Here is a 12,718-nt window from a genome sequence, read left to right as displayed (position 1 = left end):
TCTGGCTTTTTTTTGTCTGATTAGTGGGTATTCAGGAGTTGAGCCAGCTCCGCTTTCCACGGCGTTAAATCACCGATGTGCGCGTCGACCCACAGCGGGTTGTAATAGGTTTCCAGATAACGTTCGCCGCTGTCACACAGCAACGTCACCAGCGATCCCGTTTCTCCTGCATCGCGCATACGGGCGGCAAGTTGTAATGCTCCCCACATGTTGGTACCGGTTGAGGCGCCAACTTTACGGCCTAGCTGCGTCTCCAGCCAGTGCGCGGTGGCCACGCTGGCGGCATCAGGCACGCGCAGCATTTCATCGACCACGTCAGGAATGAAAGACGGTTCTACGCGTGGGCGACCGATACCTTCGATTTTGCTACCTACCGGGCTGCGTAAGGTTGCATCGCGATCTTGCCAGAAGGGCAGAAAGACCGAGTTTTCCGGATCCACCACCATCAAACGAGTGTCGTAGCCCTGACAACGAATATAACGGCCAATGGTCGCCGAGGTGCCGCCGGTTCCGGCACTCATCACGATATGCCGGGGAACGGGGTTGGGCTCGCATTGCATCTGCCGAAAGATACTGTCGGCAATATTGTTGTTACCACGCCAGTCGGTGGCGCGCTCAGCGTAAGTGAACTGATCCATGTAATGGCCGTTTAGCTCACGCGCCAGTTGTTCAGAAGCCGCATAAATTTCGCAGGCGCTTTCCACGAAATGACAGCGCCCGCCGTAAAACTCAATCTGCTCAATTTTACGTTTCGCAGTACACGAAGGCATAACGGCGATAAACGGTAATCCTAACAGACGGGCGAAATACGCTTCGGAAACCGCCGTTGAGCCGGATGATGACTCGATGATGGTAGTGCCTTCTTTGATCCAGCCATTGCACAGTCCATACAGAAACAGTGAGCGTGCCAGACGATGTTTCAGGCTCCCGGTCGGATGCGTGCTCTCATCTTTTAAATAGAGCTGAATGCCCGGAAACGCCGGGAGCGACAGACGAATGAGATGCGTATCCGCAGAACGTTGATAATCCGCGTTGATTTCATTGATGGCGTTTTTAACCCAGGAGCTATTCATCATTAAAAGATATCCATTTGTCATTTTGTGCCCAGAATAGCGAAAAGCACGGAAAAAATTGTTGCCATTTAGCCTTTAAAATAGAATGTAAGGAGAAAATTCTTCTCTGTGGAGTGGATATGTTAGACAAAATTGACCGTAAGCTGCTCGGCTTACTGCAACAAGACTGCACCCTTTCTTTGCAGGCGTTAGCAGATGCCGTTAATCTGACAACCACCCCTTGCTGGAAACGCCTCAAACGGCTTGAAGATGATGGTATCCTGCTGGGGCGAGTCGCCCTGCTGGATCCCGAAAAACTGGGGCTGGGCTTAACCGCGTTTGTGTTGATCAAGACTCAGCACCACAGCAGCGAATGGTATTGCCGCTTTGTCACCGAAGTCACCGGAATGCCGGAAGTTCTGGGATTCTGGCGTATGGCAGGGGAGTATGACTACCTGATGCGGGTCCAGGTCGCCGATATGAAAAGCTATGACGAATTTTATAAGCGCCTGGTAAACAGCGTGCCGGGCCTGTCTGATGTCACCTCCAGCTTTGCGATGGAACAGATTAAATACACAACTGCTCTACCGATTGAATAATTCTCCCGGCGCTCATTGCCGGAAATCTTGTCAGGACATAACGCGTGCGATTATTTGCTCAATTAAGCTGGTACTTCCGCCGGGAGTGGCGTCGCTACCTTGGAGCAGTGGCTCTGCTTATTATCATCGCTATCCTTCAGCTTATCCCGCCGAAAGTGGTCGGGATCATTGTGGATGGCGTAACAGCGCAACGCTTCACCACCGAGAGGCTGCTGATGTGGGTTGGCACAATCGCCCTGATTGCGGTGGTCGTGTACTTGCTGCGCTATGTCTGGCGCGTACTGCTGTTTGGCGCATCCTACCAACTGGCGGTTGAGCTGCGGGAAGATTATTACCGTCAATTGAGTCGCCAGCACCCCGAGTTCTATCTGCGCCACCGTACGGGTGATCTCATGGCGCGCGCCACTAACGATGTCGATCGGGTGGTGTTTGCCGCTGGCGAAGGCGTGCTGACGCTGGTGGATTCGCTGGTGATGGGGTGTGCGGTACTGATCGTGATGTCTACGCAGATAAGCTGGCAACTGACGCTTATTGCGCTACTGCCGATGCCGGTGATGGCGTTAATGATCAAACGTTACGGTGATCGACTCCATCACCGTTTTAAGCTGGCGCAGGCGGCGTTCTCCAGTCTTAACGATCGTACTCAGGAGAGCCTGACCAGCATTCGCATGATCAAGGCTTTTGGCCTGGAGGATCGGCAGTCGGCGTTATTTGCCGCAGATGCTGAAGACACCGGTAAGAAAAACCTGCGGGTGGCGCGTATTGACGCCCGTTTTGACCCAACGATTTATATCGCCATTGGGATGGCTAACCTGCTGGCGATTGCCGGAGGAAGCTGGATGGTGGTGCACGGTTCGCTGACGCTCGGCCAGCTCACCAGCTTTATGATGTATCTCGGTCTGATGATTTGGCCGATGCTGGCGCTGGCATGGATGTTTAACATTGTCGAACGCGGCAGCGCCGCCTACAGCCGTATTCGCGCCATGCTGGCTGAAGCGCCGGTGGTGGATGACGGTACTGAACCGGTGCCGGAAGGACGCGGCGAGCTGGCGGTGGCGATTCGCGAATTTCGCTACCCATTGACGGCTCAGCCAGCGCTGGAAAACGTGAATTTCCAGCTCAGACCCGGACAGATGCTGGGCATCTGCGGCCCGACCGGCGCGGGGAAAAGTACGGTGCTGTCGCTGATCCAGCGTCATTTCGATATCAGCCAAGGGAATATACGTTTTCATGATATCCCGTTATCGCGCTTACAACTTGATAGCTGGCGCAGCCGGCTGGCGGTGGTTAGCCAGACGCCGTTCCTGTTTTCAGATACCGTCGCCAATAACATCGCGTTAGGACGCCCGCAGGCCACGCAGGAAGAGATCGAACATGTGGCGCGTCTCGCCAGCGTTCATGAGGATATTTTACGTCTTCCGCAAGGCTATGATACCGAAGTGGGCGAGCGCGGCGTGATGCTGTCCGGCGGGCAAAAACAGCGAATCTCTATTGCCCGCGCGTTGCTGTTGAATGCTGAAATTCTGATCCTGGATGATGCGCTGTCGGCAGTAGACGGTCGTACCGAGCATCAGATCTTGCATAACCTGCGCCAGTGGGGCGAAGGCAGAACTGTGATTATCAGCGCTCACCGTTTATCGGCCCTGACGGAAGCCAGCGAGATTATTGTGATGCAGCATGGGCATATTGCTCAGCGTGGTGAGCATGACGTGTTGGTGCAGCAGCCAGGCTGGTATCGCGATATGTTCCGCTATCAGCAACTGGAAGCGGCGCTGTCCGATGCGCCAGAGATAAACGGGGAGGCTGCTAATGCGTAGTTTTGGGCAATTATGGCCGACCCTGAAAAGGCTGCTGAAGTATGGTTCGCCATGGCGAAAACCGCTGGCGATTGCGGTAGTCATGCTGTGGGTGGCGGCTGCGGCTGAAGTCAGCGGCCCACTGCTGATAAGCTATTTTATCGATAACATGGTGGCGAAAAACAACCTGCCGCTGGCGATGGTCGCCGGGCTGGTTGCGGCGTATGTGGGATTGCAACTGCTGGCGGCGGGTCTGCATTACGCGCAGTCACTGTTATTTAATCAGGCGGCGGTTGGCGTGGTGCAACAGTTGCGCACCGATGTCATGGACGCAGCGCTTCGCCAGCCGCTCAGCGCCTTTGATACTCAGCCCGTCGGGCAGCTTATCTCCCGAGTGACGAATGACACTGAAGTGATTCGTGACCTGTATGTGACGGTAGTGGCAACGGTTCTGCGCAGTGCGGCCTTGATCGGCGCGATGCTGGTGGCGATGTTTAGCCTGGAGTGGCGTATGGCGCTGGTCGCGATGGTCATTTTCCCGGCGGTGCTGGTGGTGATGGTGATTTATCAACGCTACAGCACACCGATTGTGCGCCGGGTTCGCGCTTATCTGGCGGATATTAACGATGGCTTTAACGAAGTCATCAACGGCATGAGTGTTATCCAGCAGTTCCGTCAGCAGGCGCGATTTGGCGAGAGAATGGGCGAGGCCAGCCGTTCGCACTATATGGCGCGGATGCAGACCCTGCGACTGGATGGCTTTTTGCTGCGTCCGCTGCTTAGCCTTTTCTCGGCGCTGATCCTCTGCGGTTTATTGATGCTGTTCAGCTTTACCTCTGGCAGTTCGATCGAGGTGGGGGTGTTGTATGCGTTTATTAGCTATCTCGGGCGGTTGAACGAGCCGCTTATTGAGCTGACGACCCAGCAGTCAATGCTGCAGCAGGCGGTTGTCGCCGGTGAACGTGTGTTCGAATTGATGGATGGGCCACGTCAACGCTATGGTGACGATGACCAGCCGCTAAAGAGTGGGGATATCGAGGTAGATAACGTTTCATTTGCTTATCGTGACGACAATCTGGTGCTGCAAAACATCAGTCTGTCCGTGCCTTCGCGTAGCTTTGTGGCCCTGGTCGGGCACACCGGCAGCGGCAAAAGTACGTTGGCAAGTCTGCTGATGGGATACTACCCGCTGACGCAGGGGGAAATCCGCCTTGATGGGAGACCGCTGTCTTCGCTGAGCCACGGGGTATTGCGTCAGGGCATCGCGATGGTGCAGCAGGATCCGGTGGTGATGGCGGATACCTTCCTGGCAAACGTCACGCTGGGCCGCGATATCTCAGAAGCGCGGGTATGGCAGGCGCTGGAAACCGTGCAACTGGCGGAACTGGCGCGCGGCCTGAGCGAGGGAATTCATACCCGGCTGGGCGAGCAGGGCAATAATCTCTCCGTTGGGCAGAAACAGTTGCTGGCGCTGGCGCGGGTGCTGGTTGAAACGCCGCAGGTCCTGATCCTCGATGAAGCCACGGCCAGTATTGACTCCGGCACGGAACAGGCGATTCAGCAAGCGCTGGCGGCGGTGCGTGAACACACCACGCTGGTGGTGATTGCGCATCGCTTATCGACGATTGTCGATGCGGACACCATTCTGGTACTGCACCGTGGACAGGCGGTTGAACGTGGTACGCACCAGCAATTACTGGCGGCGCAAGGCCGTTACTGGCAGATGTATCAACTGCAACTGGCGGGCGAAGAGCTGGCGGCCAGTACGCAAGAGGATTCCATTATTGCCTGATAGCTGAGACCAACCCGGTATCGTAGGCCGGACGGCAATCAACAATCTGGTGCAAAAATGTAACGCACTATGCACCGTTATAGTGCGTTTTTTCTTCTTCTTCCCCAACTCCCCTCGGCTGGCCCGAATCATCCTGCTTTTTCATTCCTGGCACATCCCTTGCAGTATTCATCTGGTGTATCTGCAGCCACTACTGAATTCTGACTGGAGGGGATCTATGAAGCTGGTTACCGTGGTAATCAAACCGTTCAAACTGGAAGACGTCCGCGAAGCCTTGTCATCTATTGGTATTCAGGGGCTGACCGTCACCGAAGTGAAGGGGTTTGGCCGACAGAAAGGTCATGCCGAGCTGTACCGTGGGGCTGAATATAGTGTCAATTTTTTGCCCAAGGTGAAGATTGATGTGGCGATTGCCGATGACCAACTGGATGAAGTGATCGATGTCATCAGCAAGGCGGCCTACACCGGAAAAATTGGCGACGGCAAAATCTTTGTCGCCGAGCTGCAACGCGTGATTCGTATTCGTACCGGCGAAACTGACGAAGCCGCACTGTAACGTCTGACACACAGTGATAGGAAACCAAAAAATGAAGATAGCAACGATGAAAACAGGTATGGCTTCACTGGCGCTGTTGCCGGGACTGGCGATGGCGGCACCGGCGGTTGCGGATAAAGCGGATAACGCGTTTATGATGATCTGTACCGCGCTGGTGCTGTTTATGACCATTCCTGGCATTGCGCTGTTTTACGGCGGTTTGATTCGCGGTAAGAACGTGTTGTCGATGCTGACTCAGGTGACGGTGACATTTGCCCTGGTGTGTATTTTATGGGTGGTTTATGGCTATTCACTGGCCTTTGGCGAAGGGAATAATTTCTTCGGCAACTTCAACTGGGTATTACTGAAGAACATTGCGCTGACGGCGGTCACGGGGAGCTTCTACCAGTATATTCACGTTGCTTTTCAGGGCTCTTTCGCCTGTATCACCGTTGGGCTTATCGTTGGGGCGCTGGCTGAGCGTATTCGCTTCTCGGCGGTACTGATTTTTGTGGTCGTGTGGTTAACGCTGTCTTACATCCCAATAGCCCACATGGTCTGGGGCGGTGGTTTGCTGGCTTCTCACGGCGCACTGGATTTTGCCGGCGGGACGGTTGTACATATCAACGCGGCGATAGCCGGTCTGGTGGGGGCTTATCTGATTGGCAAACGCGTCGGTTTTGGTAAAGAAGCTTTTAAGCCGCATAACCTGCCGATGGTCTTCACTGGCACCGCCATTCTCTACATTGGCTGGTTTGGCTTTAATGCCGGTTCTGCGGGCACGGCGAATGAAATCGCTGCGCTGGCCTTCGTCAATACCGTGGTCGCCACCGCTGCCGCCATCCTCGGGTGGATCTTCGGGGAATGGGCGTTGCGCGGTAAACCGTCTCTGCTGGGGGCCTGTTCTGGGGCCGTTGCGGGTCTGGTTGGCGTAACGCCTGCATGTGGTTATATCGGTGTCGGCGGCGCGTTGATTATTGGCGTGGCAGCCGGTCTGGCGGGCCTGTGGGGAGTGACGATGCTGAAGCGTTTTCTTCGCGTGGACGATCCGTGTGACGTGTTTGGTGTTCACGGCGTATGCGGCATTGTCGGCTGTATCCTGACCGGGGTTTTTGCCGCCAGCTCGCTGGGTGGCGTGGGGTTTGCCGAGGGCGTGACCATGGGGCATCAGCTGCTGGTGCAACTGGAAAGCGTGGCGATTACCATCGTCTGGTCCGGCGTGGTGGCCTTCATCGGTTATAAGCTGGCGGATATGACGGTGGGTCTGCGCGTACCAGAAGAGCAGGAACGCGAAGGTCTGGATGTGAACAGTCACGGCGAGAACGCCTACAACGCCTGATTTCTCAATATGCCGGATGGCACTAACGTTTATCCGGCCTACAACGATGTAGCCTGTAGGCCGGATAAGACATCAATTACGATTACGCATGACCCCTTCCTGTACGGTAGAAGCGACCAGCACGCCATCCTGCGTATAAAATTCCCCGCGCACAAAGCCCCGGGCACCGGAGGCGGAAGTACTTTCGACGTTATACAGCAGCCATTCATTGATATTGAACGGACGATGGAACCACATTGAGTGGTCAATGGTGGCGATCTGAATCCCTTTTTCCAGGAAACCAATTCCGTACGGTTGCAGCGCGACGGGCAGGAAGTTCAGGTCAGAGGCATAACCCAGCAGATACTGATGGACGCGCAGATCGTCTTGCAGTTCACCGTTGGCGCGGATCCATACCTGACGGGTCGGAGGTGCGACATGACCTTTTAAGGGGTTATGAAACTCCACCGGGCGCACTTCCAACGGACGATCGTTGATGAACTTTTCTTTCAATAACGGTGGCAGAAGATGCGCCACTGAGCGGGCAATTTCTGTTTCTGATTTCAGCTCATCGGGACCCGGCGCATCCGGCATGGTTTTCTGATGTTCAAACCCGTCTTCTGGTGCCTGAAAGGAGGCGGTCATGTAAAAAATGGGTTTACCATTCTGGATTGCGGCAACGCGGCGCGCGCTGAAGCTGTTACCATCACGCAGGACTTCTACATCATAAATGATGGGTTTTTGGCTATCGCCGGGGCGTAAAAAGTAGCTGTGAAAGGAGTGCACCAGACGTTCTTCCGGAACGGTTTCTTTCGCGGCATACAGCGCCTGACCGACAACCTGTCCGCCAAAAACCTGACGTAACCCTAAGTCTTCACTTTGGCCGCGAAAGAGCCCTTCTTCAATTTTTTCCAGATTTAACAGTGTCAGCAAATTTTTGAGTGCCAGACTCATAGGAGCTCTCCAGGTGATATCGATGTCGCGCGAGTTAGGCAGAGTATAACGCAATTTTAAAAGTGGTCCGATGGGTGCAATTGTCTGAATTACTGGCCTATTACAGGCAAAAACAGCTGTCTTGTGCCACACTTAATCACGTTATGTTTTTGTTAACCACTCTTCTGGCGAGGAAAGTTCTCGCTGGTGCATAGATGATAAGGAGAATTTAATGAAACTCGTGCACATGGTAAGTGGTTTAGCGGTTGCAGTCGCTCTGGCGGCCTGCGCCGATAAAAGTGCAGATATTCAGACACCTGCGCCAAGCCCTAATACGTCAATTTCTGACACACAGTCTAAAATTCAACAGCCGAATGTATCTGGTACAGTATGGATCCGCCAGAAAGTGGCCTTGCCACCGGATGCTGTGCTGACCGTTACGCTGTCGGATGCGTCGCTGGCCGATGCGCCATCAAAAGTGTTGTCGCAAAAAGCGGTGCGTACTGAAGGCAAGCAAGCGCCATTTAGCTTTGTATTACCGTTTAACCCGGCAGATATTCAGCCCAATGCGCGTATTCTGCTGAGTGCGGCAATTACGGTGAATGGCAAACTGGTCTTTATTACCGATACCGTTCAGACGGTTATCAATCAGGGCGGGACGAAAGCCGACCTGACGTTGGTTCCCGTGCAGCAGACCGCAGTCCCGCTTAATGCTGGCGGCGGCGCAACCACCACGGTGCCTTCGACTTCACCAACCCAGGTGACTCCGTCTTCAGCCGTTCCTGCTCCCACGCAGTACTAAAGCAGTCGTAACCCTCTCCATGAGGAGAGGGTTAGTACACCCAGCGATAGCGCTGTAAATCGATTTGCCCGCTGCCGGAAACGACAATCCCTTCTGCCAGCAACGCCTGACGTTGTCGTTGCAGATCGGGGCCCGTCAATGAAATAGCGCCGTGGCGATTGACGACCCGGTGCCAGGGCAGGGAACTACCTTCGGGGAGACGCTTAAGTACGCCGCCCACCTGGCGCGCAGCGCGCGGCGATCCGGCAAGTCTGGCGACATCGCCATAGGTGGTGACGAATCCTTCGGGGATTGACGCGACGATTTGCCAGACGCGTTGGGGGAAAGTGTCTTGTATATCCATCATTTATTCCTGCGCTAATCCTTCAGCATAATCCTGAATGGCGAGTGAGTGAAGCCGCATTGTGCAAGAAAACAGCATCCGATGCTGGATGGGTTGCATTTACAGGGTACACCAGTGATAATGCGCCTGCGCGTTGGTTAACAACGCTCTCAATGGGGGCTCTGTTGGTTCTCCCGCAACACTACTCTGTTTACCAGGTCAGGTCCGGAAGGAAGCAGCCAAGGCAGATGACGTGTGTGCCGGGATGTAGCTGGCAGGGCCCCCACCCAATTCTGCCGTCCGGCAATTTCCTTCTGCTTATCTTCTTTTTCTTTGTCACTGTATTGTCATTTTATTGTCATCAAATGCTGTCAATGTGTTTCGGGGATGTTGTTTGACGCTTTTACCGTCGCCGATCACAAGGACTTTTTACAATGTCGACTGCTGTACTGAATGTCAAAATTGATGAAGCGCTGAAAGAAAAACTTCGTCATTACGCCGAAGTGCATAATGAAAATCTAAGTGTCGCGACGGAAAAGCTGCTGCTGATCGCCTTTTCCGCCGTTGAAGAGGCGGGAGTCTCCGCTGAGGATATCGACAGCCAGCATACGGAAGAATCCGTCGTTGATGCACTGACTCCTAAAGAAATCAAAGCATTGCGCAGATTACTGAAGAAGAAAAAATGAAACAACAATCGTTCTCAACCGCCTGTAATTACAGCGAAGCCTGTGAATTGCTGCGATCTGGCTATGTGAAACATGTTCGCCTGAGCTGGAATGTCGGCAGCGATGAGTTCTTCCGTATTGCTTCCGACTGGTGTGATGCCGGGGCAAAAATTAAGAAGGACGGTGAGAATTTTGTGATTTCCCTGAAAGGTTTTCCGGTTCCTCCGCAGTTGTAATTGTGCCGGGACGTTGTTGTCCGTCACAACATACAAAAGCGGGTCCTTTGGGCCGTCGCTTAAATTATTTTGCGCATTTTCCCGCTGCTGGCCTGCAAACGAAGGTTATCCCAAATGGGTTGCAACACTCTGAAGGCGGCGCGTGCTGTATCATCCGGCAATGTGAAGGGCATGCGCAAAAAACGATCGAATGCGCCATCGAGGCCGAAGCGCGTACCGGTTCCTAACTGAATTCCCGCGCTTTCGGCGCGCGCAGCAAAGAGCGTCGCCAGCGTATCGGGTAGTTCGACCCAGAAAGAGAGTCCTCCTTGTGGTTGGGTAAACTGCCATTCCGGGAAATGTGTATGCATCAGGCTGGAGCACAGGTCGCGCTGCGATGCCAGCAAGCGTCTTCTGTCAGGAAGAAAGCGCCCGGCGTTATCCAACAACCAACGGGTGGCGAGTTGTTCAAGTACCGGAGAGCCCAAATCGAAAGTGTCGCGGGTTTGTACCAGGGCGGCAATTGTTCGTGACGAAGCCCGAATCCAACCCAAACGTAATCCTCCCCAAAAGCTTTTCCCTGCCGAACCCAGTAAAATGATTGGGGCATCGCGATTGAACGCGGCAAGCGGCGGTGGTGGCGGGGCGTCGTACCACAGGTTCACCATCGTCTCATCGACGACCAACGTCGTACGTGTTCTTTCGGCAATATCCGCCACGACCTGACGGGTTGCGGCGTCCATACAACGCCCGGTCGGGTTGTGAAAGTCCGGCATCAGGTAGGCCATTCTGGGCGCCGTTTGCGCGATAGTGGCGACCAGACCCGCCGTATCCCAACCCTGCCCGGGTAGCGACACGCCAACGGGTCGACAGGACGCGCCCTGAATAGCGGCAATCGCCAGCGGATAAGTGGGGTGATCAACGACGACGCGATCGCCAGGACCTGTCAGCAAACGCAGGATCAGCGCCAGACCGCTGACCGCGCCATTCACTACCATTATTTCATCGGGCTGCGTGGGGAGTCCGCGCTCACAATAATGCCGGGCGATGGATTCACGTAAAGCTGCCAGCCCCTGCGGCAGATACCCAGAACTTAGCAGATGCTGCGGCATCGCGAACAACGCTTGCTGATAAGCCTGATGAATTTCGGGACCGGCACTGAGCGCTGCCGTGGACAAATCAAGCGCTGTGCCAGTGCTGGTTCGCGTTGGCACATGGCGAATATGTTCCGGCAGAATAACCCGCGAACCGCTCCCATGACGGCTCTCCAGATAGCCTTCTTCACGCAGTTGCGCCATCGCGCTGGCGACAGTGGTTCGGCTCACTTCCAGAACGGCAGCGAGTTCACGCTCGCCGGGCAAACGGCTATCCAGCGCCAGCCGACCATCGAGAATCAATAGACGTAGCCCTTCTGCCAGCTGTCGCCAGAGGGGCGTTCGCGAGGGGCTTTCCTGCCAGTGGCCGAGCAGGCGCTGCAAAGACTGACTTCCATAACGGCGAGATGACATAGCAGTCCACTTTTTGAAAACTGGACGTTAATCATAGTGCCAATTGCGGGGAAGATGAAAGCTATCTGAGAGTGAGAGGGGAAAAAGCATGCTGCGTCGTTTACTTCAGCTGTATATCGGTCTGGCGCTGTACGGTGTATCGACGGCCATGTTTGTTCGCGCCGATTTAGGGGCCGATCCGTGGAACGTGTTTCATCTGGGGGTGGCCAATTTACTGTCGATGAATATCGGCGTGGTGATTATTGTCGTAGGCGTGTTGGTGCTGCTGGCGTGGATACCGCTACGCCAGCGTCCCGGATTTGGCACCCTGAGCAATGTTATTATGATTGGGCTGGCGGCAGATGCCGCGCTGGTGGTGATCCCGGGATTCGAATCCCTGCCGGCGCGCAGCGTCCTGCTGGTGACCGCGGTGATCCTGAATGCATTAGCCACCAGTTTATATATTGGCGCTGGTTTTGGCGCGGGTCCACGGGACGGCCTGATGACCGGTATTCACGCGCGTACCGGATGGCCAGTACGACGCATTCGCACCGCAATTGAAGTGTCAGTGTTGCTTATTGGTTGGCTGCTGGGGGGAACCGTGGGGGTTGGCACGGTATTGTATGCGCTGGCTATTGGGCCATTAATTCAGATTTGCTTGCCGTGGTTTCGCCAACAGCCACAGTCGCGTATCCGAGTCAGGAGTGAACCTGGGGCGCGATCGCCTGCTGGCGACTAAACTTAACCTCGACTGACGCGGCCAGAATCGGCTTGCTGCGCAGTACACTTCGGAGGTTTTTCTCATGAAGTATGTTGATGGTTTTGTCGTTGCCGTACCCGCTGAAAACAAGGAGGCGTACATTGCGATGGCGGCGAAAGCAGCTCCGCTTTTCAAGGAGTTCGGCGCATTACGCGTGGTGGAGTGCTGGGCAGATGATGTCCCCGACGGCAAATTAACCGATTTTCGCATGGCAGTGAAAGCGCAGGATGATGAAGAGGTGGTATTCAGTTGGATTGAATACCCTTCCAAAGAGGTCCGCGATGCGGCGAATCAGAAGATGATGTCCGATCCCCGTATGAAGGAATTCGGTGAGTCTATGCCATTTGATGGCAAACGAATGATCTACGGCGGATTTGCGCCCATTATGGACGAGTGATGTGACTGGCTGTGCGGCGTGCCGCCAGCCATCTCAACATCAACA

General features: G+C 54.7%; 13 protein-coding genes, 1 other RNA gene and 1 pseudogene. 11 read left to right on the top strand and 4 right to left on the bottom strand.

Annotated elements, in window-relative coordinates; genetic code table 11:
* Positions 1 to 20: 20 nt before the first annotated feature.
* Positions 21 to 1,076 (bottom strand): PLP-dependent cysteine synthase family protein, encoded by a 1,056-nt coding sequence (locus OGV69_RS08770; RefSeq protein ID WP_114140326.1) that lies wholly within the window; start codon positions 1,074 to 1,076, stop codon positions 21 to 23.
* Positions 1,077 to 1,192: 116 nt separating this feature from the next.
* Here OGV69_RS08770 and decR point away from each other — a divergent pair, with 116 nt between their 5' ends.
* From decR to amtB, 5 genes are all read left to right on the top strand, one after another.
* On the top strand, positions 1,193 to 1,651 hold the full coding sequence (gene decR / locus OGV69_RS08765; protein WP_003831023.1) for a DNA-binding transcriptional regulator DecR: 459 nt from the start codon (positions 1,193 to 1,195) through the stop codon (positions 1,649 to 1,651).
* Between the two features lie 44 nt (positions 1,652 to 1,695).
* Positions 1,696 to 3,468: a SmdA family multidrug ABC transporter permease/ATP-binding protein gene (locus tag OGV69_RS08760; RefSeq protein ID WP_069323963.1), complete on the top strand. Its 1,773-nt coding sequence runs from the start codon at positions 1,696 to 1,698 to the stop codon at positions 3,466 to 3,468.
* On the top strand, positions 3,461 to 5,239 hold the full coding sequence (locus OGV69_RS08755) for a SmdB family multidrug efflux ABC transporter permease/ATP-binding protein (RefSeq protein WP_038638298.1): 1,779 nt from the start codon (positions 3,461 to 3,463) through the stop codon (positions 5,237 to 5,239). The genes OGV69_RS08760 and OGV69_RS08755 overlap by 8 nt, the downstream gene beginning before the upstream one ends.
* 217 nt (positions 5,240 to 5,456) lie before the next feature.
* Positions 5,457 to 5,795, top strand: coding sequence for a P-II family nitrogen regulator (glnK, locus tag OGV69_RS08750; RefSeq protein WP_006685697.1), 339 nt, complete (start codon positions 5,457 to 5,459; stop codon positions 5,793 to 5,795).
* A gap of 31 nt (positions 5,796 to 5,826) precedes the next feature.
* Positions 5,827 to 7,113, top strand: coding sequence for an ammonium transporter AmtB (gene amtB / locus OGV69_RS08745; RefSeq protein WP_038638301.1), 1,287 nt, complete (start codon positions 5,827 to 5,829; stop codon positions 7,111 to 7,113).
* A gap of 72 nt (positions 7,114 to 7,185) precedes the next feature.
* Here amtB and tesB read toward each other — a convergent pair whose 3' ends face one another.
* Positions 7,186 to 8,046, bottom strand: coding sequence for an acyl-CoA thioesterase II (gene tesB, locus OGV69_RS08740; protein WP_038638304.1), 861 nt, complete (start codon positions 8,044 to 8,046; stop codon positions 7,186 to 7,188).
* 211 nt (positions 8,047 to 8,257) lie between these two features.
* Between tesB and OGV69_RS08735 the strand changes: the two genes are divergently transcribed.
* Positions 8,258 to 8,827, top strand: coding sequence for a YbaY family lipoprotein (locus OGV69_RS08735; protein WP_038638307.1), 570 nt, complete (start codon positions 8,258 to 8,260; stop codon positions 8,825 to 8,827).
* Positions 8,828 to 8,858: 31 nt separating this feature from the next.
* On the opposite strand, the pseudogene OGV69_RS08730 reads toward OGV69_RS08735, so the two are convergent.
* Positions 8,859 to 9,248, bottom strand: a pseudogene (locus OGV69_RS08730) (MGMT family protein).
* An 84-nt stretch (positions 9,249 to 9,332) separates the two neighbouring features.
* Between OGV69_RS08730 and ffs the strand changes: the two are divergent.
* The 3 genes from ffs (at position 9,333) to OGV69_RS08715 (ending at position 10,050) form a co-directional block, all read left to right on the top strand.
* An RNA gene (gene ffs / locus OGV69_RS08725) (signal recognition particle sRNA small type) lies at positions 9,333 to 9,429 on the top strand.
* A 154-nt stretch (positions 9,430 to 9,583) separates the two neighbouring features.
* Positions 9,584 to 9,835 (top strand): hypothetical protein, encoded by a 252-nt coding sequence (locus OGV69_RS08720; protein ID WP_038638313.1) that lies wholly within the window; start codon positions 9,584 to 9,586, stop codon positions 9,833 to 9,835.
* On the top strand, positions 9,832 to 10,050 hold the full coding sequence (locus OGV69_RS08715; RefSeq protein ID WP_038638314.1) for a hypothetical protein: 219 nt from the start codon (positions 9,832 to 9,834) through the stop codon (positions 10,048 to 10,050). The genes OGV69_RS08720 and OGV69_RS08715 overlap by 4 nt, the downstream gene beginning before the upstream one ends.
* A gap of 59 nt (positions 10,051 to 10,109) precedes the next feature.
* Here the strand turns inward: OGV69_RS08715 and yczR are convergent, their stop codons facing one another.
* Complete coding sequence (yczR, locus tag OGV69_RS08710) at positions 10,110 to 11,537, bottom strand: MocR-like transcription factor YczR (protein WP_286469231.1); 1,428 nt, start codon at positions 11,535 to 11,537, stop codon at positions 10,110 to 10,112.
* Between the two features lie 88 nt (positions 11,538 to 11,625).
* Here yczR and yczE point away from each other — a divergent pair, with 88 nt between their 5' ends.
* Positions 11,626 to 12,255: a membrane protein YczE gene (yczE, locus tag OGV69_RS08705; protein WP_069323965.1), complete on the top strand. Its 630-nt coding sequence runs from the start codon at positions 11,626 to 11,628 to the stop codon at positions 12,253 to 12,255.
* A 64-nt stretch (positions 12,256 to 12,319) separates the two neighbouring features.
* Complete coding sequence (locus OGV69_RS08700; RefSeq protein WP_038638323.1) at positions 12,320 to 12,673, top strand: DUF1428 domain-containing protein; 354 nt, start codon at positions 12,320 to 12,322, stop codon at positions 12,671 to 12,673.
* Positions 12,674 to 12,718: the final 45 nt, after the last annotated feature.

The organism is Citrobacter sp. Cc139, from assembly GCF_030334645.1.
GTDB lineage: Bacteria > Pseudomonadota > Gammaproteobacteria > Enterobacterales > Enterobacteriaceae > Citrobacter > Citrobacter werkmanii.
Note: the sequence above shows the minus strand (reverse complement) of the source record. Positions and strands in the feature narration are given on the sequence as shown.

What these genes read in the sequence shown, in the direction of transcription:
- OGV69_RS08770 (WP_114140326.1), bottom strand. Translation starts at nt 1,076, where the DNA reads ATGATGAATAGCTCCTGGGTTAAAAACGCCATCAATGAAATCAACGCG.
- decR (WP_003831023.1), top strand. Translation starts at nt 1,193, where the DNA reads ATGTTAGACAAAATTGACCGTAAGCTGCTCGGCTTACTGCAACAAGAC.
- OGV69_RS08755 (WP_038638298.1), top strand. Translation starts at nt 3,461, where the DNA reads ATGCGTAGTTTTGGGCAATTATGGCCGACCCTGAAAAGGCTGCTGAAG.
- glnK (WP_006685697.1), top strand. Translation starts at nt 5,457, where the DNA reads ATGAAGCTGGTTACCGTGGTAATCAAACCGTTCAAACTGGAAGACGTC.
- amtB (WP_038638301.1), top strand. Translation starts at nt 5,827, where the DNA reads ATGAAGATAGCAACGATGAAAACAGGTATGGCTTCACTGGCGCTGTTG.
- tesB (WP_038638304.1), bottom strand. Translation starts at nt 8,046, where the DNA reads ATGAGTCTGGCACTCAAAAATTTGCTGACACTGTTAAATCTGGAAAAA.
- OGV69_RS08735 (WP_038638307.1), top strand. Translation starts at nt 8,258, where the DNA reads ATGAAACTCGTGCACATGGTAAGTGGTTTAGCGGTTGCAGTCGCTCTG.
- OGV69_RS08720 (WP_038638313.1), top strand. Translation starts at nt 9,584, where the DNA reads ATGTCGACTGCTGTACTGAATGTCAAAATTGATGAAGCGCTGAAAGAA.
- OGV69_RS08715 (WP_038638314.1), top strand. Translation starts at nt 9,832, where the DNA reads ATGAAACAACAATCGTTCTCAACCGCCTGTAATTACAGCGAAGCCTGT.
- yczR (WP_286469231.1), bottom strand. Translation starts at nt 11,537, where the DNA reads ATGTCATCTCGCCGTTATGGAAGTCAGTCTTTGCAGCGCCTGCTCGGC.
- yczE (WP_069323965.1), top strand. Translation starts at nt 11,626, where the DNA reads ATGCTGCGTCGTTTACTTCAGCTGTATATCGGTCTGGCGCTGTACGGT.
- OGV69_RS08700 (WP_038638323.1), top strand. Translation starts at nt 12,320, where the DNA reads ATGAAGTATGTTGATGGTTTTGTCGTTGCCGTACCCGCTGAAAACAAG.